The organism is Akkermansia sp. N21169 (assembly GCF_029854675.1).
Lineage (GTDB): Bacteria > Verrucomicrobiota > Verrucomicrobiia > Verrucomicrobiales > Akkermansiaceae > Akkermansia.
The window spans coordinates 99,978-120,736 of record NZ_JARWNC010000038.1 but is presented as its reverse complement, the minus strand read 5'-3'; the positions used below and the strand labels follow the sequence as shown (position 1 = coordinate 120,736).

Below are 20,759 nucleotides of genomic sequence, written 5' to 3'. Positions count from 1 at the left end.
AATACCTATTGATATCTATCTTTATTTATGAAAGCCCATAATATATGCCCCATAATCACATTCGCCGTATCGGCCTTGGGCCTCACCTCGTGCATGTTCGGTCCGGACTATAAGCGTCCGGACACCGATGTCCCGGCCGCCTTCCGAGGCGCCTTTGCCACGGATGCCTCCATCGCCGACCTTCCCTGGTGGAAAGTGTTCAAGAACAAGGAACTCCAAAACCTACTGTCCGAAACCTACGCCAACAACCACGACCTGCGTTCCATGATCGCCAACGTGGAAAAAGCGCGCCAGTACGTCACCATCGCCAACGCCCCCCTCTTCCCCTGGGCCAACTATGGAGCCAATGTATCCAAAGGGCAGAATTACAATTCCGGCAGCATCTACAACAGTGGTAATATGACCACCAACCCCGCCGCCATCCAGGCCGGGATCTCGTGGGAACTTGACCTCTGGGGCAAAACCCGCCGCAGCACGGAAGCCGCCGTTGCTGAATACCTCGCTTCCGAGGAAGGTCAACGGGCTCTCATGCTCTCCCTCCTCAGCCAAGTCGCAGACGGCTACCTTTCCCTCCTTCAGCTGGATGAACAACTCTCCATTATGAAGGACTCCGTCTCATCCTACACGGAATCCTACAGACTCTTCAAAGAACAGATGCAGGGTGAAGTTGGCGACGTTCTCCAGGTATCCTCGGCCGAAGCCGCCCTTTCCGCCGCCAAAGCTCAGATCCCGCTGCTGGAATCTCAAATCGCCAGCCTCGAAAATACATTGAGTGCCATAGCGGGCCGCGTTCCCGGCAAAATCAGCCGATCCGGAGATCTTGTTTCCATTGCCAATGCCGTCAAGATCCCTGCCGGAATTCCCGCTCAGATTCTGAACCGCCGGCCCGACATCCGCCAAAAAGAACAAATGCTCCGTGCCGCCAACGCCCGGGTAGGAGTCGCCATTGCCAACTACTTCCCCAGCATCTCGTTGACAGCTGCCGCCGGCACCGCGACTTCCGACCTCCGCAACGTAGCCTACCGCACCCGCGGCAACGGCTGGGGCATTACGCCCTCCGTCACCGGCCCCATCTTCCAGGGAGGAACTCTCCGTGCCTCGGAAAAAGCAGCCAAGGCTGATTACGAAGCAGCCAAAAACGACTACGAACAAACCGTTCTCAACGCTCTTGCCGAAGTCTCCAGTACTCTTGTCTCCCGGACCAAGTTGAATGAAGTCAACATCCAACAGGATAACGCTGTCAAAGCCTACCTTACCTCCATGAACGCTGCCATGGACCGTTACAAAACCGGTCTGTCCGACTATTTCGAAGTATTGTATGCCCAGCAGAACCTCTTCCCGGCCCAAGTCAGCCGTTCCCAGTACCGTTATCAGTACGCCAGTTCCCTCGTGAAACTCTACGTTGCCCTCGGCGGAGGCTGGAACATGACGAACCAGCAAATGATGAAGGGCAAATAATCAAAAACTCCCATCCATCAATTTCCCAAAACCGCTTCTCCTGTCACATGAGGGGAAGCGGTTTTTATGTTCTTTACCGTATTCCACCCCGCCTCAAACATGATTTCCGGCAGATCCACAAAATACAGAAAATCTAGACAGAAACCGGCATCTTCTCCGCTTATTAATAGAAATGATGCGACGGTTCAAAATCCATGAGCTCGTGTATGAGAAATTCTACCTGCTTTTTCTCATTCCCTGCCTGAGCATTACCGTCTCATGTTCGCTCCCCCCCGTCAGACAGACAGCTCCGGAGCCACAATGGCTCCAGTCGTGGAAATCTACTTGGAAAAACAAATCCGCAGCAGATGGCAAACCCATCCCTCCTGATCCGGCTTCATACTCTAGCGCCATATACATTCCTCCCCAAAAAGATTCGTCTCCACCTCTCGTCCTCCCTATGTATTCCAACCCTGACTTCTGCCCTCATCGCAATTGTAATCGTCACCATCGAAGCAAAAAAGGCCATGATATCTATCATCCGCCCGACCACTGTTTCCGCAAATAAAAACATCTTTCGGGGATTGATTCAAACGGGCATCTTGCTAACATCTCCCCCATGAAAATGATGCGTCCGCACCGTCCTTCCGTCGATGAACTTGTTCAAGGTGTCCTGCAAGGCAACCGCGCCATGCTGGGACGTGCCATCACCCTGATTGAAAGCAATGCGGAAAAAGACCAGCATACCTCCCGCGAACTCATTGAAAAACTCCTTCCCCATTCAGGCAAAGCCATCCGCGTCGGCATTACCGGCGTACCAGGCGCCGGAAAATCATCTTTCATCGAAGCCTTCGGGACCTCCCTTTGCCGTCACGGATTCAAAGTAGCCGTCCTCGCCATCGACCCCTCCTCGTCCCTCTCCAAAGGTTCTATCATGGGAGATAAAACCCGCATGGAAGAACTCTCCGGCGAAGCCAACGCCTTCATCCGCCCTTCTCCCTCCGGAGGAACCCTCGGTGGCGTCGCCCGTAAATCCCGTGAAACCATGATCGCCTGCGAAGCCGCCGGCTTCGATATCATTCTGATCGAAACCGTCGGAGTCGGTCAATCCGAAACCACGGTCCGTTCCATGGTGGACATTTTCCTTCTTCTCCTGATCACCGGTGCCGGAGACGACCTTCAGGGTATCAAGCGCGGCATCATGGAGCTGGCCGACCTACTCATCGTCACTAAAGACGACGGCGACAACCGCCATCGCGCTGCAGCCCACTGCCAGGAACTCAAAATGGTTCTCCATTACCTCCAATCTCCCACTCCCGGCTGGCAACCTAACGTCCTTACCTGCTCCTCCCTGGAAAACCGCGGCCTGGATACTATCGAATCCCAAATCATCAAATTCCGAGACACTCTCGAAGAATCCGGTTACTGGTTCAAGCGACGCCGCCAGCAAGCCCTCCAGTGGGTCCATACACTCGTTCACGAGGCTCTTCTGGATTCCTTTGCCAAACACCCGGCCGTCGCCGACCATGCCCAACAAGTAGAAGACAAAGTTGCCAGTGGAAAAATGGATCCCGTTTCCGCAGCGCAAACTCTCATCTCCTACTTCACTTATCCCCTGCCCAACCAACACAAGTCATAACTTCTCCTCCAAAAAGAACATCTTTTTACTGGACAAAATATCCCAGTCAACCTAGAATCTTGCACCCCAATTCAACGAGCTGTAGCGCAGGCTGGTAGCGCGCTTCGTTCGGGACGAAGAGGTCGCAGGTTCGAATCCTGTCAGCTCGACCATTTCAAAATCCCTGCAAGTCAATCACTTGCAGGGATTTTTGTGGGTGTGGAAAGCTATTTTCCTTTCGTGCCTTTTGTGTCTCAAGATGATGTTTCTGGCACCTTTTTCCTTTTCACATACTGTATTCTGCCGTATTATATTTTTTCGCTTTTGTTAGTCGTGCCTGCTGGTAATCTACTTTAGATTGATCGTTTCTTTTTTGTCTTTGACAATAATTTCAAATTCACCCGGTTCCAGCACTCGTCGTCCATCGGAATTGGCGAAACTCAAGTCTCGCGCAGGATCCACGGTAAAGGAAACGGTTTTAGATTCACCCGCCTGCAATTCGACCTTCTGAAAAGCTATCAGGCGTTTCATCGGCTGCGATACTGAAGCCACTTTGTCATGAATGTACAAGAAAACAGTTTCTTTGCCGGCCCGGGAACCGGTATTTTTGATATCGATATTCACAGTCAGAGGCGTACTGGATGTCAATTCCCTGGCACTCAGCCCAAAGGGGCCGTATTCGAATGTAGTGTAGCTGATACCGTCTCCGAACCAATACATCGGCTCCGTGGAAATATCCTGATACTTACCCTGGTAAGGCCTGGCTCGGTTCCGCATATTGTAGTACACCGGGATCTGGCCTTCCGTACGAGGGAAGGTAATGGCGAGCCTGCCGGAGGGGTTTTCCCGACCGGTAAGGAGATCAGCTACAGCAGGTCCGGCTTCTGTGCCGGGATGCCAGGTTACAAGAATAGATGACACTCGAGGTTCAATCGTATGCAGGGAAATTGGTCTTCCCGTCGCCAGCAGAAGGACAATCGGCTTCTTCAATTCGGCCAGACGGGCAAACAACTTTTGTTGAGGAGAAGTCAAGGAAATGGTCGAACGGCTGGCATTCTCTCCATTCATGGTAGAGGTTTCCCCTAGGCAGAGGAGGATAACTTCCGATTGCTCTGCAGCCTGTACAGCTTCCTGAAGCTCCTCGTCGGAACCTTCATTCACGCCGCAACCCTTCGCATAATGGAGATTGACAGAGGATGGTAACACTTTGCGAAGTCCCTCTTCGATATCCGTCACATTCCTAGCCTCTCCACGACCGCGCCAACTTCCGATCAAGGAATCCTTGTCTTTGGCTAAAGGGCCGATCAGGGCGATGTTCTTGAGATCGGGAGATAGAGGCAAAAGGTTGTCTTTGTTTTTGAGAAGCACCATGGATTCCACTGCCATCTGGCGCGCCAGAGCCTTGTATCCGGGCAAAAGCAAACGTTCGGCTGCAGGCTTGACCTCCACGTAGGGATGTTCGAAAAGCCCTAGCTCAAATTTGACGCGTAAGACATTCCGCACAGCATCGTCCACAAATTTGGGATCCAGATCCCCGCTTTTTACAAGGGAAGGAATGGATCTCCTGTAAAATCCATCCACCATTTCCATATCGAGCCCGGCTTCAAGAGCTTTTTTGACACAGTCGTCCGCATTGGCCGCATAGCCCTGGTTCATCAGTTGGCGAACGGAGCTCCAGTCCGACACGACAAAACCGGTGAATCCCCATTTGTTACGCAATACTTCCTTGAGGGTATAGGGATTAGCCGAAGCCGGCACCCCACAAATGTCATTGAAAGCTCCCATCAGAGTCCTGGCTCCGGCTTGAACGCCGGCTTCGTAAGGAGGCAGGTATGTCTCCCAGAGAGCCTGACGGGAAATATCCGTATAAGAATAATCCCGTCCGCCTTCCGACACGCCGTACCCGACAAAATGCTTCAAACAAGCAGCAATTCTATACGGTATAGTCTCTCCCTGGTACCCCTTGACAGCGGCAGCGGCAAATACTCCCGTAGCATAAGGATCTTCTCCGTAACCTTCCACAACGCGCCCCCAACGGGGATCACGTCCGATGTCGATCATCGGTGAAAATGTCCAGTCGATGCCTGATGCCTTGCTCTCTTTGGCAGCAACAACACAACTTTCGCGCACCAATTCCGGATTCCAGGAACAAGCCTGGGCCAGTGGCACGGGGAAAATGGTCTTATACCCATGAATCACATCATAGCCAAAGATCATGGGAATCCCCAATCGACTCTTTTCCACAATAAATTTCTGATAGGCGTTACGCTTTTCCGGATCTTCCAGCGCACAAATCATCGAGCCCATCCGCGGGTCATCCTGAGCCTTTCCTCCCACGAGATTATTGACATTGTAATCCTGTCCGAGAACACCCTGGCTAAGCTGCAAGGCTTTTTCTTCCAATGTCATCTGACTCAACAAGGATTCAACCCTCTCTTCAAGAGGCAGCGCCGGATTTTTGTAGTCATCGGCAACAGGAGTTTCCTGGGCGCCACCTCCCGTACTACATGCTAGAAAAATGAGACAGGAGGATATTCTATAGAGATTTTTTCGTTTCATAAGCTACTTATCCGATCAATTCAACAAGGTACCAAACATCTGCGATGTTACAAGTACGCAGAAGGAAAGAAAAAACTTACGAGGTTTTTCCAATCCGGAGACAAAGAAAAGAAAGATCTCAAAAAATCAATTCGTGTGAAACAACCACGCCCATACCGGAGTATATAATTATGTTATTCTTTTTCTTATAATATCATGAAGCCCACGCTCTACACACTTGGATTACTGGCTATTACAGCAGTTACTTATCTCATCTCCGAATCCGCCGAAGGTTCCGACCTCTCGCCGGATTCTCCCGTTTTTGCTCCCGCCACCAAAAACACCATTCACACAGACCGAGACAAACCCGCTGGTACATGGAACTGGGCCGACGCCGCCAAAATGGAGATGCCGAACGGCTTCCCCACAGCACAAAATAAATGGAAATCCGGGAAAGACGACACTCAAAGAGCCTCCCTCCAGTCCTTGTGTAAATCATGGCACAAGGCAGATCCCTCCTCCCTTTCGGCCTGCCCGGCTGCAGCCGACTACCCCGGATTGCCCGGGGAAAAAGACGTCAAGCTTGTCACTCGTACAATCACAGTCGATCCCTCTTTCGCCGGTTGGCACAGTACAGGGTTGTATGCACCTCCCGGCGGGAAGGTAACTGTCACCTTCCCGGAAAACGTCACTCTTCGCCAGGAAGAAGGCAAACGGAACAAAAACATTTATGATGTTCGCATCGGTTGCCACAAGGATAAACTCGGAGAACGGCACAAGCAATGGAGCCGTCTCCCCGACATCACCGTTTCCAAACCCGTCACCGGTACCACGACGGAAATTACAAACCCCATGGGAGGCCTTATCTACGTCTGCGTCAACGGCAACCAGCATGAAACCCAGCCCTTTGACGTCACCATATCCCCTGCCGTTCCCAGCCCGATTTTCATCCTGGGTAAAACCTCCACCGACGACTGGAAACAGCAACTAGCCACCACCACCGCTCCCTGGGGAGAAATCCAGACACCGAGACTGACTGTCACCCTCGCCATCAACCAACTGAAGCAATGTCCGGACATACAGTCCATCGCCGCTTGCCTCCAGAAAAACATGGCTCTGGAAGACTGGTTGATCGCCTGGGACAAATTCCCCAACAAATTAAAATCACCCATGCGTATTGTTGTAGACCGGCAAATTTCCGCCGGGTCCGGTCACTCAGGCTACCCGGCCATGGGCTTGTTCGGCTGGGGAAAACCCATCGCTACCGGCTCCCTCCTCACACATGGAAGCTGGGGATTCTGGCATGAATTGGGACACAACCATCAAACGCCTCCCTTCCGCCTCGACGGCTTGGGCGAAGTCACAGTCAATCTCTTTTCCCTGATCTGCCAGGTTCAAGGTATCGGACTGGATTTTTCCAATGCCTGGGGAGGACTCAAATCCAAATCCCTTGCCCAGAAACTGAATGCCTACTTCACCGGAACGGAAACATACCACGAAAACCGGGATCATTCCCTGCGCCTCGCTTTCTTTGCCGACCTCATGAAAGGCATCGGCTTCAAACCTTTCCGCGCAGCTGCCATCGCCTACCACGCAAACCCGTACGATGCCAAAAAGACATCCAACGACGCCAAATGGGACTGGCTCATGGTCGAACTTTCCAAAGGTGCCGGTAAAAACCTCGCCAAATATTTCGAAACCTGGCGCATTCCCGTCTCTCCGGAAGCCAAAGCGGAGGTCAAAAACCTGCCTACCTGGATGCCCTCTCAAGACTATCCGGCCTGTTACATTTCGGCACAATAATACTCTCCTATCACATCACTTGCTTTTTCATTCCTGGGCTGTCCTTCAAAATGAAGGACAGCCCAGGAATGCAGCAAGAAGATCGGAGATCAGGCATTCTTTTTAGCGGTTTCGAGACGCTGTTCCGCTTTTTTGATGATTTTTTCACCTTTCCGGTCATCGCCCGCTTCAATAAAGAAATTACCCAGTTTTTTCTGAAGCCGGACTTCCTGGGAGATTTTGAAATAATCCCCACCCGTTTCCACCTTGGAGCGGTAGATGCGTTCCATGGAGCTGAGGGCCTGGTTCGTATATTTGGGGTTGTCTTTAGCGAAGCCCCAATACATGTCCATCACGGAAGAAAGGGTATCAAGTTTGCCGCTATAATCACGCAAAGCTTTCTTGAACAATGTATTGACTTCATCGTTCTTCTCGCCCTCAAGCAGATGATCCACTTGACGACGGAGAGATTGAACGGAAAGGTCGGCACGGCCATCCTTGGTGGAACGATCAAGCTGGCGGCGTTCACGGGCAAGAGCCTTGGCCGTGTCACTGCTATCCTGGAAGGGACGGACGAATTCTTCGTCAATCTCTTCCGCAAGGGAAAGGAAATCAGGCCTGTTCTTGAACTTTTTCCGGATGCTGTCGGACATTTCCTTCCACTGCTCAGTGGTTGGCTTGGGCTCCTTATTCTTCATGAAGTCGATTGACATTTCCCAAGGCAAGGGGTGGGTCGAAGCGATTTCACGGGCGCGAGCAAGCAGTTTCCATGCTGCATCATCAAGTCCAAAATCCTTGAGGAGATTGGACATGGTGAGCAAGTCACGCATCTGCGTATTACGTGATCCGCTTGTTTTAGGGTCGGAACGCATTGCAAACAGGGATTCGTGAACACGCTTGCCTGTCTGAGGATCCGATGTCATTCCGGACGTATATCCATAACCGCCCGCACTCTGCCAATGGGTAGCTGAATCCATGTAGACAAACCACGCATGCGGGCCACGGTTTCCGTCGCCGGTGACGTAGGCTGCCGGAATACCGTTGCAGCGGGCAGTATTGACTGCGAAATAGCCCTGGTCGCGGCAGACCCCGCCTTCTTTCAGGATTTCCTTCAGGGTATACTCCTTGTACGGGTTTTTGTTCTGGGTAGCCCGCTCCATCAGGTAGTGTACCATGGGATAGGCAGAACTCCATTTCTTGCGGGAAAGGTGAACATTTTTCTGAGCCCATTCCATTTCCGAGTACGGAAGACGGACATTGACCACATAAATCAGGTCTGAAGGTTCCATTTTTGTAATATCCGTCTTCAACTTACCCGCTTCGGCACTGGCACAGAATCGATCGTACACCTGGACAATATCCATCGGCATCTGTCCGATAGTCTGGCATCCTCCCAATTGATCCTCCCTCACAATGCTACATGCAATCGCCAAAGGCTGGTATTTGGCTCTCCATTCCGGAGAACTCTTCTTCCAAAGAACATGCCAGGTTCTCAAATAGCGTTCCCAGTCACTGCCCGTTTCGGAACCGGTGGCAGCACGGCTAAGATTGATCAGGGAATTGTCCTTGTTGGTCAGGATGTATTTCAGAAAAGAATCCCCACCTTCGACCGCTTCATTCAATTCGACAAGAGTCTCCTCCGGAAGGGTTTTAATCAGGTTATAGATGGCAACGGCCTGTGGCATCAATGGACTTTCGGAATAAACCTCCATATTAAATTCTTTCATACGCGTTACGCGCGCCAGAAGATCTTTGATATTTTTTTCCAAAAACGCTTTGAAGAGATTCCACTCATTCGTATCGCAAGCCACATTCAGGACCTCGTTCATGCGATCCATATTCCCCTTCTTTCCGGCAGCTATTCCGGACAACGCCACCGATTTGTCAAAAACGGCGACACGGGGATCTTTTTTATCTTGATCGACCGGAGTCACCTCCACTTTGGAAGGTTTATGCTCTCCGGCCCGACGTCGGGCTTCGGCAAGGCGGCGAGCCTCCTCTTCACGCAGCCAGGCTTCATGGGCCAGACGTATGCTTTCATCAACGTTTTTCCAAAGCTCCATGTTCTGCTGCTGCAAATTAGCTATGATCTTAAGGGCAGCTTCACGAGCTTCTTTTTCCCGGGCAAGACGTTCGCGGTCAAGCATCGCTATGCGGGCCTTCTCTGCACGCTCCATATAAATATAATAACTGATACCGGCGACGGCAACCACCAGTATCAGCAAAAGCCAGCCAACGGCAGAACCTCGGCGCAGAGAGCGAGAAATTAAACTAAGTTTCATGAAAAGAAAAATAATCGACAGTTTACTATGTCTCCATCCTGCAAAGATGGAACTACATGTCAATGAGAATCCACTTTTTACTTCCGTGCAAGACGTTCTTCAACATCGGGCAAACGCACCGGACCATCTCCCCCGCACCGGGAATCGATATCCTCCAATTCCTGCAGCAAATCGGAAACGAGTTTCCTGGGAACGACACCACCTGCCGACGAACAAAAATGCGATCGGCATGCCAAAGGACGGTGGGCGTAAATCCTGCACAAACTCGTCACCGGATCCAGAAAAGGGCATGCCCCATCCCCGGGCAGTTCAATACGGACACGCCCTGTGGCACGCCACGCCTTCCAGGCGACCCATGCCTCACCCAACGTCACATGGGGCACTTCCCCGGTTTCACGGAAACGGCAACAGCCGGCTCTTCCTCCGCATCCCTCGCTGCATGTCCGCATCACCTGCCCGACCCGGAATGAGCATTCTTCTAAAATTTCCCTGACACGCGCCAGAATCTCCGCCGGAGGCTCCAATTCCCTCCGGAGTCTGCGCCCGTTTTTCCCATGGTTTCCACCGCCCTTCATGCACCTTGCCGAAGCCAGATCAAAAAAATGCGAAATCCCCGGACCAGAAAACATCCGGGGATCCCGCCTTGAAAGTTCAATCGCGTTACTTGGTCAGGCCGTCCACCTTTGCCTGGTTCCAATAGGCGTATTCGGAACGGTTAAAGTCCACGTATTCCGGGGAAATATCGGAGGTATAAACCGTATAGGAGGCATCTCCCTGGTTCAGATTGATCACAATCGAGAATTCAGGCACGGATACGGCCTCCCGTAAATCGTCGGACGGAGTATTCGTCTGCAAGCCGCCCCGGCAGGCAGGCAGCCCGGCAATATCAATATCGATCAGTTCCTCGCGGACACGCGCACGGGAATAACCCACTGCGTGGATAATACGCCCCCAGTTCGGGTCATTCCCATTCCACGACGACTTCACGAGGAAAGACTTGCATACGGTTTCCGCCACCATTTTCGCTTCCGAGAAATTACGGGCGCCGGTTACTTGTACCGTCACAAATTTCGTCACCCGTTCACCGTCACGCACCACCTTTTTGGCAAGTTCAAGCATCACCGCAGTCAAAGCTTCATGAAAGGTTCTGATGTCCTCTTCCGATTCAATACTGACACCGGACGCACCATTGGCGAGAACCAGCACCGTATCATTCGTACTCATGTCGCCGTCAATCGTAATGCGGTTGAATGTCTGCTCTACGGCATCATGCGTGCATTTGTCCAACACCTGGCGGCTTACTCCGGCATCCGTCGTTATAAAGCAAAGCATTGTCGCCATGCAGGGGGAAATCATGCCGGCGCCCTTGCAACAGGCGCCGATGCGGACAGGTTTGCCGCCGATCATCATTTCAATGGCAACAATCTTGTTGCACGTATCGCTCGTAATGATGGCATTGGCCACATCCTCCCCCTTGTCGCAGGCAAGGCCGGCTGCCAATTCGGACATCCTGGGTTCAATACGCACCATCGGCATCGGAAGACCGATCACCCCCGTCGAACAGACCCCTATTTCAGAGGATTTCAACCCCAGTTCCCTGGCTATCAGCTTACATTCGCGCCGGGCCACTTCCACACCTTCTACTCCGGTACATGCGTTCGCATTGCCGCTGTTGGCCACGATCGCCTGCAAATTGCTGCGGCGCAAATGAGCCTGAGTCACCTTCACGCAAGCCGCTTTCACGCGGTTTGTCGTAAACGTGCCGGAAGATACACAGGGTTTGTCGGAATAAATCAACGCAAGATCAAGCCGGGTTGCAGTCGGCTTCTTAATGCCGCAGCTCACAGCACTGCCAAGGAATCCCTGAGGCGCACAAACGCCCCCCTGTACCTGTTTGTAGGAAGTGATATCCATGTTCGTAGAATAAACGTACGCGCAAATCATGAAGCCGAACCGCACATTTGAAAAGCCCCAAACGCGCGATTCGGAAAAAATAACTCAGCCCTCTCCAATCCTCCGGCCTTACAAAAGGATCAATCCTTCCGTTTCCTTAAAGCCGAACATGATATTGAACGACTGTACCCCCTGCCCTCCAGCCCCTTTCACGACATTGTCCTCCGCACTCATGAGAACAACACGACCAGTACGCTCATCCCACGCCCAACCGAGATCTACAAAATTCGTACGGGTTACATTCTTCGTATCCGCCGGACGATTCCTTCCCAACAGACGGACAAACGGAGAAGCATCGTAGGCAGCATGCAAAGCAGACTCCACCTCGTCAAAAGACTTGCCAGCTTTCAGTTTGGCGCTGATCGTCGTACAAATGCCCGTATTGACGGGAACCAGATGGGGCGTAAACGAAATCACGACCTTTTCTCCGGCAGCCCAGGAAAGTTCCTGTTCGATTTCGCTCAAATGGCGGTGTTTCGGCACGCCATAGGCACGCACGCTTTCATTGCATTCGCAGAAAAGGAGATCCACATTCGCCTTGCGCCCGGCACCGCTCACTCCGCTGGAGGAATTCACGACAATACCTTCCAACTCCAGCAATCCCTTCTTCAGCAGAGGAATCAGGGGCAACATGATACTCGTCGGATAACAACCAGCCGACGCCACCAGACGAGCTCCGGCAATTTCGTCCTTCCTCCACTCCGGCAACCCGAATACGGCCTCCTTCATCAAGGGGACATCCGGATGACTGGTTCCGTAATATTCTTCATATGTCTCGGGATCCCTCAACCGGAAATCCGCACTAAGATCCACGACGCGAATGCCTTTTTCCACCAATCCGCGCGCATAGGTTACTGACACGCCATGAGGAAGAGCCAAGAAGGCCATCTCGGCCCCGGTTCCGGCAATGGCATCTACATCAGAATCCGTAAAAAGAAGATCGGCTCCCGAAACTTTTCTGAACCGAGGAAAAATCTCCCACAGCGGCTTCCCGGCATACTGCCGGGACGTTGCACAAACCAGTTGAACGCCAGCATGGTTCAAAAGAATCCGCAATAATTCCTGCCCCGTGTAACCACTAGCTCCAACGACTGCTACTTGTACTTGCTTCATGACGGAAAAGTCTGTGCCATGAAAAAAGTCTCTTGCCAATACCAAATTTTTACTATATACACGTCCCCGCCCTCACGAGCCGCTCTAAATAAGATGCTCATGAAATGCCAAAACGGGTTGTAGCGCAGTCTGGTAGCGCACCTGCATGGGGTGCAGGGGGTCGCAGGTTCGAATCCTGTCAACCCGACCATTTTAACCGCCGTAAGTTCAATAACTTACGGCGGTTTTTTTGATTCAACGGTGCTCTATTCCCGCCGTCAGGAAATCCCGCGGCCGGATCAAGGTATGGAGAGGGCCGTTCTCCATTTCCTTGTCAGATGCGTTGTAATGGCAAAAGGCCAACCCTTCCGGATCGGCAATTACGCACCGCGTACCTCGTTTCATCTTCCAGTACCAATGAATGTCCGCTGCCTTGATGTCGCACAGACGTACTAAATTCTTCTCTCCGCCGTCCGACATCGGCAGGTGAGCCATGTCACGGCGAATGTCGCGCGGACCGTCCTTGCTCCATCTCTGACGGAATTTCCAGGCTTTCAGCATGATCCGGGACACGTCAGGCGTTTTTGCCTCCACCTGTTCCAGAATGGTACCGACACTCGTTCCCGACCGGCAGTAGAGGTATTCGTCCATGTCCAGGAACGCACACCAGTCCAGTTCCTTCTCCCAGCGACGGATGAAGTCTTCATAGGCCTCCACCTGACCATGAATGATCTGTCCCGTCTCCGGATCTCTCGGCTGCCACGGCACGATGCGCACCCGTTCCCGGCCGTACCGGGCCGACAAACCATCAAGCTTGCTTTTAATATCTTCGTCACTCAAATGTGCCGTCAGCCTTCCGTATTCCTCCCCCCGCTTGCTTGTTCCGCTACGCTGTAAACGCCCTGCCCGGAAGACGGAATCAACCCTGCGGCTGCCAGTGCTGCCCGTGTTGTCATAAATCACGACGCGGAAGGCTCCGGCTCGCAGGTGGAACTCAATCCAGTCGCGCAGCCAATAGTAGGATTCCCTGGGCAAGGCCACCGCACACACGCCCCAGCGCACCGGAGGAGCGGCCAAAGCCATCTCCACCAAGTCAAGGGATTCCTGCCTCCTGCCGGGATTATCGGCACCCTTCCTACGCAGAACAGCGGTATGGTACAGGCGGTAGGGACCCTCCTCCTTGTCTCGGATGAATTGTTCCCTTCCCCATCGCTCCCATTGCAGAACAAGCTCCCGTTCCGTGAAGCGCAGGACAGTTGCCTTTTCCGGGAGTTTCACGCGGCAGCCGTTTATGCCCAGAATGCGGAAGCAGTCCGTCCAGTACGGATGTTCCAGTTCCACCAGGTACTCGGCACTGACCGGATCATCCGTCATGGCCTCATGCAGGCTTTCCTCCATTTCCACCAGGGGATTGTTCAGGCTGACAGCTGGAGAGGGACATAGCAGGAAAGAAGTTTCCTGTTCCATGCTAGAGAGATTCTCACCTCCGTAATAGCTGACCATCTGCATCATCAGGGAATCGGCATCGTGTCCATAAGCTCCGTGTTTTGGATCCCGCCGGTCAGGGTAAAGCCCGGCAAGCTGCGCCGGGTTTCGTTCGCACTCCATCAGGGATTCCGCCGCTTCCCTAGTCAACGTGTAGAAAAGAGGGTTGGCAGGTTTGGCGGGAGGTTCCGCGTACTGGACGCCGTTGCGCGTCGTCAACATGCGGCACTCCCCCTGCTCATAGGAACAATGATGCGGAGAAAGCCGGGCATGCAATCGGTTGATGCGTTCCAAAAATCCCGAAGAACACAGAAGCTCTTCTCTGGGAAAGACAAACAGGTCATACGGTGAAAGTTCCACTCCTCGCACCGTATCAATCAGATCGGAAACCTGGTTCTTGCCCGGATAGTGACGGAGCGTGACGCACCCTTGTCTAATCCAGTATTCATAGCGCGGCAGGACGAGGGAGGTGAAATTGTCCTCCGTCATTCCCTTGACGGCGACAAAGACATGGCAGTTCCCGTAAGGCTGGACCATAAAGAGGGGGAGCAACCTGTCCAGGTTTTCCAGACGGCGCACAACCAAACAGACAGCGATGAACTTTTTCGGTTCCGCATCATCCAGACGGGAGGCATTCTGCATGGAAGGAAGATCTTCTCCACCCTCCAAAAATTCTCCCGGCATCCGGGACAGCAGACAATGATGGGACTTATTCATCAGCAGAGCAAAAGACCTTTTTTAATCTACTGCTTCTTTTCGAAAAAATCCACCAAGAAAATAAAAAATAAAAAATCTGCAAATAAATCACTTTCAATCTTGACGCAAGAGATTTGAAGATTGATTGTGTAGAGTGACAGGAAGGTTTTTATTCCTGCTTTTCTGTCCTGTGTGTGCTCAAACCATTCATTTTGCGTCCTGTCATGAATACGCCTGTTTCAGATTCCGCCTCTCCGGCCTCCAATCCGGAAAACGCCACCCCCGCCTCCCGTCTGCCCGGGGCGGCCCCCTCGCTCTCCAGCAGCGCTGCTCCGGTTTCCAGTTCCTCTGCTCTCCCCTCGTCTTCGGCAAGCTCCAGCACCCCCTCCTCGTCGGCAAGCTCAAGTTCTCCGTCCTCGTCGTCTAGTTCCAGTTCTCCCTCATCTTCGTCAAGCCCTCCCACGTCCTCATCGAGCAGCAGTGTGCCCTCCTCTTCGTCAAGTTCCAGCGTACCATCCTCCTCATCGAGCAGTAGCGTACCATCCTCCTCATCGAGCAGTAGCGTACCATCCTCTTCGTCGAGTTCCAGCGTGCCGTCTTCCTCGTCAAGTAGCAGTTCTTCTTCATCATCTTCTTCGAGCAGTAGCTCCTCCTCTTCCTCCAGCAGCTCCTCTTCGGAGCCTTCTTCCAGTTCGTCCTCCGAGTCCTCCAGCTCCAGCAGCGTTCCGCCGACCAAGGAAAGTGATCCCTGCCAATCCTGTTCTGATCCCTGCGATGATATTTGCAACAACGGGGACGGAGACTACGCCGGGCGCATCGGCTTTGGCGGCACGCCGGATGGCGGCATGTGTGACGGCGCCGTCAATATCACTGGTAATCCCGCTCCTGCTTCCCGCATGCGCAATGCGGCCTCCAGGGCTGGAGACCTCTTTTCCATTGATTCGAGCTACGATTCCCCCATGGGAATGAAGTCCAGCTACGATTCTTCCACCAACTCGCTCAGCATCAGCCTGACCTCCGGGGGCGTGATGTCCTTTAGGGGCAGCGACGGGTCGGCGACGGCAGACCGCTCCGGAGCTTCGCGGAAGGATTTCTCTCTGGCCCAGTACCTGAATGAGGACATGACGCCATGCACCACCGGCAACGCCTCATTCGCTAAAGTTGTCCAGCCGGACGGCTCTTCCCAGACGTTGAACCTCTCCACTGGCAGCGTCCATTCCATGACCACCAAGACCGGAGCCGTTATCTCGAAACAGTCCTACGATTCCCAGGTCCAGGTTTCCAAAAACAGCCAGGGGGACATCAACAGCATCACCAGTTCCAGGGACGGCATGCTGAGTTTCAGCCGTTCCTCCAACAACCTCACCATCTCCCAATACGGAGTCTCCCAGGTTTCCAGGAATGCTCGCGGAGAAGCCGTCCCGCAGGGAGATCCCGTCAAGATTTATTCCTACGAGTGGAACCCCGTCAAAGGGGCGATGATCATTACAAGTCAGGAAGCGGGCCTCCAGGCCTTTACCAGGGAGCGCCGCGTGGAGGGGAATAAGACCATCATCACCGAAGGCTCGGGAGACGAGCGCGTCGTCACCACCTATGAACGCAACATGCTTCCCGGCGAAAAGTGGGAGGAGATCAAGACCGTCCAAAAATTCGGGGCTGCGGACCCCTCCCTCTGTGAACGCGTCGTAAAGAAGTACACGGATGGCGGCTGGCTTGTCCTGAGCCGTACGGAAGGCTACGGCACCATGCTGGCACGCACCACCTCCTATACCTATAACGACCAGTTCCGCGTCTCCGTCAAGGCCCTGCCGGGCGGCGGCTACACCCGCTACGAGTACGACTCCCAAGGGCGCGTCATCATGGAGGCTTCCCCCTGGACGGACGGGGATTATGAAAAGGTCGTGCATACCGTCTACGCCGACCAGCGCTTCAATGACTTCCGCCCCTCCATGGAACAAGTCACCCTGATGAACCTGGTAACGGGTGAGGAACAGGAACTCAAGCGCAGCATCTTCACTTACGACGACTCCACGACCGTACAGAGAAAAGTCGTCACCACCTGGATCACCGGGGAGACCAGCCCCGTCACCACCATCACGGAGACCTGGGGAGAAAGCGCCGCCAATGAATACTCCCGCGGGCGTGTCAAGATGGAGCAGGATGCCTCCGGCGTCCAGAAATGCACGTCGTATGAAGACACCTCCCTGCATGGGGCCAAATGGAAGGTCACGGAAGAAACCCGCGTCAACGATGCCGTCGTCCCCGGCCAAAGTGAAAAAACCATCCGCTACCTGGCGGAAGATGAAACCGTCGCCCGTGAGGAAAAATACGTCCATACCGGCCAGGGCTGGAGCCTCATTTCATCCGAGGACTACCAGTACGACGCCCTGAAGCGCCTCATCAAAACGACGAGGGGCAATGGCCGCGTCAGCACGGCGGAATGGGGCTGCTGCGGCCCCCTCCGCCAGGTGGACGAGGACGGGGTGATGCTCTCCTACGCCTACAATACCTCCCGCCAGCTTGTGGAAATCATCCGCTCCGCCACGGACACCAAGCCGGAGTCTATCATTTCCTATACGCGGGATTCCTCCGGGAATATCCTCCACTTGCGGGAGGATGTCGGCTCCATGCAGCGTACCCACTCCAGGACGTACGACATTCTGGGCCGGGTCACGAGTGAAACGGACTACACGGGCCGCGTGACGACGTGGCTCTACGCGCAATACGGCCTGAAGGAGACGGTCGTCTACCCCTCCGGGGCGCAGGCCACCCTCATCAAGAACAAAGACGGCTCCACGCACAGCTACGCCGCTGTTGGCAGGCGCACCATCGTTTATCACTACGAACCTTCCTCCCACGGGGTGAAGGTGACGCGTAAATTGGAGGACGGCAGGGTTCTGGGTTATGATGAACTTGACGGAGACGGCAAGCTCCTCAATACCTACGAATCCCCTGTCAACACGATGCTCTCCGACCAGCTCGTCCTCTCGAACCTCTACAACGGGAAAAGCCAGCTCGTCTCCTCCACGGATCGCGGGGTTCTGACGCAGTACCAGTATGACGCCATGGGCAACCGGAGCCGCCAGGTGCTTCCCATGGCTCCGTCTCCCACCCCGCAGAACTCGCGCGTGATTGACTACGCCAATCTTTACGAGGAGCGGGAGGATGGAGTTTACCGGGTGATGACGGAAACCTCCTACAATGAGGCGGGCCTTCCCCTCGTCCGCTCCCGGGCGGAACTGGTCTCTCAATTGAGTTCCACGCTGGAAAGCAAGGTGGTCTCCACGGACGTTTTAGGCAACGTGACAACCGAGTGGACGGAATACGGCGCCCCCACGGTCCGCGTCCGGAAGGTTTCTCTTCCCGCCTCCAATATCACGGCTGAAACGTGCCTGACGGACGACTTTGTCGTCTCCTCCACGGACCAGGCGGGTGTCTCCACCACCCAATCCAGGAGCTACACCTCCACTGGTTACACCGTCACAGTGACGGACGCCCGCGGGAACGTCTCCTCCGTGAAGTACGACCTGATGGAGCGCCCCGTCCTGAAGACGGATGCGGCGGGAGCCACGGAATCCTACTCCTATGACCCGGCCACCGGGAGGCTTTCGGAACACACCAATGCCCTGCAACGCTCGGCCAAGTACATCTATGATGAGAACGCCCGCGTCGTCGCCGCCTTCGGAGATGGCATCCCTCCCGTCTGCTTCAGCTACGACGAGGACGGCAACCTGGCGATAATGAAGACGTTCCGGGTTCCCGGCACGGTCATTTCCCAGGACCCTCGCACCCGTACGGACGGGGATGCGACCATTTGGGAATACGCATGGCAGGCGCGCCTTCTTACGAAGACAACCTATGCTGATGGCCACACCGTCTCCCTCCAGTACGGGGAGATGAACCGCCTGGCCTCCAGTACGGATTCCGCCGGGCGCACGCTTTCGCGGAGCTACGACGCGGCCACCGGGGAACTCATAGATGTCTCCTGCGATGATGGTGTGACCCCCGCCATCCATTACGGCCACAACCGGCTCGGCTGGCTCACGACCGTGCAGGACGCGGCGGGAACCAGGACGTTCACCTACGATGCCCATGGCCTTCCGGAGAAGGAGATTCTTTCCATCGGCGGCGTCTCCCATGTCTTGCAGAACAAAATGGACGGCTTGGGCCGCCTGGAAGGCCTTCTGCTGAAACAGGGGGCTTCCTCCATCCTGGACACCTCGTTCTCTTATGACGCCGTGGGCAGGTATGCCTCGGGCGCCATTGCCGTCCAGGGTGTCTCCAAACAGTTCTCCTTCGGCTACATGGAGGGCACCAATCTGCTCCAGACCCTCACGATGCCCCAGGGCGTCACCCAGCAGATCACGTATGACGAACACCGCGACCTGGAAACGGGCTACCTCTTCCAGAATTCTACCGGGGTTCCCCTGTTGATCGCTTCCCAGTCGTATGACATCATGCGGCGTGTTGCCAGCGACTCCTGGCAGCGTTCGGGAGACTCGCCCATCCAGGGTTCCTTTGCCTACAATGCCCGCAATGAGATGGAAACCGTCACCTGGCACGGGAACTCCTATGCCTACGCCTATGACAACATCGGCAACAGGACGGCGGCCCGGGAAGCTTCCACCGCCTTCACGTACCAGTCCAACGCCCTGAACCAGTACACGCGGATTCAGGAAGGCACGGCGTCCCCCTTCGTCCCGGCCTGTAACCTGGATGGCTGCCAGACGTTGGTGAAGACCTCCACCGGCATCTGGTCGGTGGAATACAATGCGGAGAAACGCCCCATCCGTTTCAGCAATACGGCCTCGGGTATCGTGGTGGAATGCGCCTATGACTACCGGGGGCGCCGCTGCATGAAGAAGGTGACGAAGAATGGCTCCGTCACAGTGCAGGACCACTACCTCTACCTTGGCTATCTCCAGGTGGCCTGTATAGACGCGCGCAACGGCGCGTCCCTGCGCCACGGCGTCCTGTGGGATTTGTCTAGAGGTATAGCGTCCCGTCCCCTCGGCTTGCTCAAGGGCGGCGCGTTGTATACGTACGCCTGGGATCGCAATAAAAACATCCGCGCCGTTCTTGATTCCTCGTCCCGGCTGGTAGCCGGATATGACTACTCCCCCTACGGGGCCGTCACCGCGACGGGCACGCTGGAGAATCCCTTCCAGTGGAGTAGTGAGTTCTATGATGCGGAGTTGGGCCTGGTCTATTACAACTTCCGCTACTACTCGCCGCTCGACGGCAGATGGTTGAGCCGCGACCCCCTCGGGGAAGTGGCCGGTTTGAACCTGTATGTCTTCGCCCATAACACCCAGGCCATCGACGTTCTGGGACTCGCGGCCCAGCAGCCTTGCGACCCGAAAAGCGGGATGGCGGGAATGATTGGAGGCCTTACCGGCGAACTGCTCAAAAAGTGGTGCATCAAATTGTGCCATGGCAATGAATGGCTGGGCTCAGGTGTGTACGGGCTTTTCCCGATGGACAAGTTACAGATCAGTGATGTATTCACCTTGTCGGAACTTTTGGATCACTCGTTCTTTCAACCGGATAGCAATGCCATCCCCGACTCCCTTACGGGTATGTTGACAGCCTCCTTCACGTTCACAACGCCTGAGCTTGCAGCCGGAAAGGGCGGATCGTTCACAGTCAGTACGTCATATCCCTTCCCGGAAGGTAAGGACCCCGTCTCGTTTTCGGGCGGCACTGTTTCCAATCCAGGAAACAAATTCGGAGGTTCTGCAAAAATTGGGGGAGAAGTATCTATCCCTGTAACTCAGCATTCGGCTCTATACGGACAGGGTTCGATTTCGCTGGGACCTACCGGATCATCTGTTTCTGTTCAAGTCGGATACAAATGGAATTTTTAACCCGTATAA

Annotated in this window: 11 protein-coding genes and 2 tRNA genes; 6 read left to right on the top strand and 7 right to left on the bottom strand. The window is 54.3% G+C overall.

Features of this window, described 5'->3' with window-relative positions; translation table 11 throughout:
* Nucleotides 1-27 precede the first annotated feature (27 nt).
* From QET40_RS07040 to QET40_RS07030, 3 genes are all read left to right on the top strand, one after another.
* Nucleotides 28-1,458, top strand: coding sequence for an efflux transporter outer membrane subunit (locus tag QET40_RS07040; protein WP_280126467.1), 1,431 nt, complete (start codon nucleotides 28-30; stop codon nucleotides 1,456-1,458).
* 598 nt (nucleotides 1,459-2,056) lie between these two features.
* Nucleotides 2,057-3,076 carry a methylmalonyl Co-A mutase-associated GTPase MeaB gene (gene meaB, locus QET40_RS07035; protein WP_280126466.1) on the top strand — a complete coding sequence of 340 codons (1,020 nt, stop codon included), beginning with the start codon at nucleotides 2,057-2,059 and terminating at the stop codon, nucleotides 3,074-3,076.
* A 75-nt stretch (nucleotides 3,077-3,151) separates the two neighbouring features.
* Nucleotides 3,152-3,228, top strand: a tRNA-Pro gene (locus QET40_RS07030).
* 175 nt (nucleotides 3,229-3,403) lie between these two features.
* Here QET40_RS07030 and QET40_RS07025 read toward each other — a convergent pair.
* Nucleotides 3,404-5,614, bottom strand: a complete 2,211-nt coding sequence (locus QET40_RS07025; RefSeq protein ID WP_280126465.1) for a glycoside hydrolase family 3 N-terminal domain-containing protein — start codon at nucleotides 5,612-5,614, stop codon at nucleotides 3,404-3,406.
* Between the two features lie 195 nt (nucleotides 5,615-5,809).
* Here QET40_RS07025 and QET40_RS07020 point away from each other — a divergent pair, with 195 nt between their 5' ends.
* Complete coding sequence (locus QET40_RS07020; RefSeq protein ID WP_280126464.1) at nucleotides 5,810-7,396, top strand: M60 family metallopeptidase; 1,587 nt, start codon at nucleotides 5,810-5,812, stop codon at nucleotides 7,394-7,396.
* Nucleotides 7,397-7,485: 89 nt separating this feature from the next.
* On the opposite strand, the gene QET40_RS07015 is transcribed toward QET40_RS07020, so the two are convergent.
* The 4 genes from QET40_RS07015 to argC form a co-directional block, all read right to left on the bottom strand.
* Complete coding sequence (locus QET40_RS07015) at nucleotides 7,486-9,657, bottom strand: hypothetical protein (RefSeq protein WP_280126463.1); 2,172 nt, start codon at nucleotides 9,655-9,657, stop codon at nucleotides 7,486-7,488.
* A gap of 77 nt (nucleotides 9,658-9,734) precedes the next feature.
* Nucleotides 9,735-10,232, bottom strand: a complete 498-nt coding sequence (locus QET40_RS07010; protein ID WP_280126462.1) for a YkgJ family cysteine cluster protein — start codon at nucleotides 10,230-10,232, stop codon at nucleotides 9,735-9,737.
* Nucleotides 10,233-10,317: 85 nt separating this feature from the next.
* On the bottom strand, nucleotides 10,318-11,571 hold the full coding sequence (gene argJ, locus QET40_RS07005; RefSeq protein ID WP_280126461.1) for a bifunctional glutamate N-acetyltransferase/amino-acid acetyltransferase ArgJ: 1,254 nt from the start codon (nucleotides 11,569-11,571) through the stop codon (nucleotides 10,318-10,320).
* A 108-nt stretch (nucleotides 11,572-11,679) separates the two neighbouring features.
* Entirely contained in the window at nucleotides 11,680-12,723 is a 1,044-nt protein-coding gene (argC, locus tag QET40_RS07000; RefSeq protein WP_280126460.1) for an N-acetyl-gamma-glutamyl-phosphate reductase, read from the bottom strand.
* 113 nt (nucleotides 12,724-12,836) lie between these two features.
* On the opposite strand from argC, the gene QET40_RS06995 reads away from it, so the two are divergent.
* Nucleotides 12,837-12,913: transfer RNA gene (locus QET40_RS06995), tRNA-Pro, on the top strand.
* Between the two features lie 44 nt (nucleotides 12,914-12,957).
* Here QET40_RS06995 and QET40_RS06990 read toward each other — a convergent pair.
* Together QET40_RS06990 and QET40_RS06985 are read right to left on the bottom strand one after the other, a co-directional pair.
* Complete coding sequence (locus QET40_RS06990; protein ID WP_280126459.1) at nucleotides 12,958-14,904, bottom strand: glycosyltransferase family 92 protein; 1,947 nt, start codon at nucleotides 14,902-14,904, stop codon at nucleotides 12,958-12,960.
* A 148-nt stretch (nucleotides 14,905-15,052) separates the two neighbouring features.
* A complete protein-coding gene (locus QET40_RS06985) occupies nucleotides 15,053-15,619 on the bottom strand; it encodes a hypothetical protein (protein ID WP_280126458.1) in 567 nt (188 codons plus the stop codon).
* A 109-nt stretch (nucleotides 15,620-15,728) separates the two neighbouring features.
* Here QET40_RS06985 and QET40_RS06980 point away from each other — a divergent pair, with 109 nt between their 5' ends.
* Nucleotides 15,729-20,750, top strand: coding sequence for an RHS repeat-associated core domain-containing protein (locus QET40_RS06980; RefSeq protein ID WP_280126457.1), 5,022 nt, complete (start codon nucleotides 15,729-15,731; stop codon nucleotides 20,748-20,750).
* Nucleotides 20,751-20,759: the final 9 nt, after the last annotated feature.

Bases quoted from the DNA above. Each gene is read 5' to 3' on its own strand.
- argJ (WP_280126461.1), bottom strand. From the start codon at position 11,571: ATGGATATCACTTCCTACAAACAGGTACAGGGGGGCGTTTGTGCGCCT.
- QET40_RS07020 (WP_280126464.1), top strand. From the start codon at position 5,810: ATGAAGCCCACGCTCTACACACTTGGATTACTGGCTATTACAGCAGTT.
- QET40_RS06980 (WP_280126457.1), top strand. From the start codon at position 15,729: ATGTGTGACGGCGCCGTCAATATCACTGGTAATCCCGCTCCTGCTTCC.
- QET40_RS06990 (WP_280126459.1), bottom strand. From the start codon at position 14,904: ATGAATAAGTCCCATCATTGTCTGCTGTCCCGGATGCCGGGAGAATTT.
- QET40_RS07010 (WP_280126462.1), bottom strand. From the start codon at position 10,232: ATGAAGGGCGGTGGAAACCATGGGAAAAACGGGCGCAGACTCCGGAGG.
- QET40_RS07025 (WP_280126465.1), bottom strand. From the start codon at position 5,614: ATGAAACGAAAAAATCTCTATAGAATATCCTCCTGTCTCATTTTTCTA.
- QET40_RS07040 (WP_280126467.1), top strand. From the start codon at position 28: ATGAAAGCCCATAATATATGCCCCATAATCACATTCGCCGTATCGGCC.
- argC (WP_280126460.1), bottom strand. From the start codon at position 12,723: ATGAAGCAAGTACAAGTAGCAGTCGTTGGAGCTAGTGGTTACACGGGG.
- meaB (WP_280126466.1), top strand. From the start codon at position 2,057: ATGAAAATGATGCGTCCGCACCGTCCTTCCGTCGATGAACTTGTTCAA.
- QET40_RS07015 (WP_280126463.1), bottom strand. From the start codon at position 9,657: ATGAAACTTAGTTTAATTTCTCGCTCTCTGCGCCGAGGTTCTGCCGTT.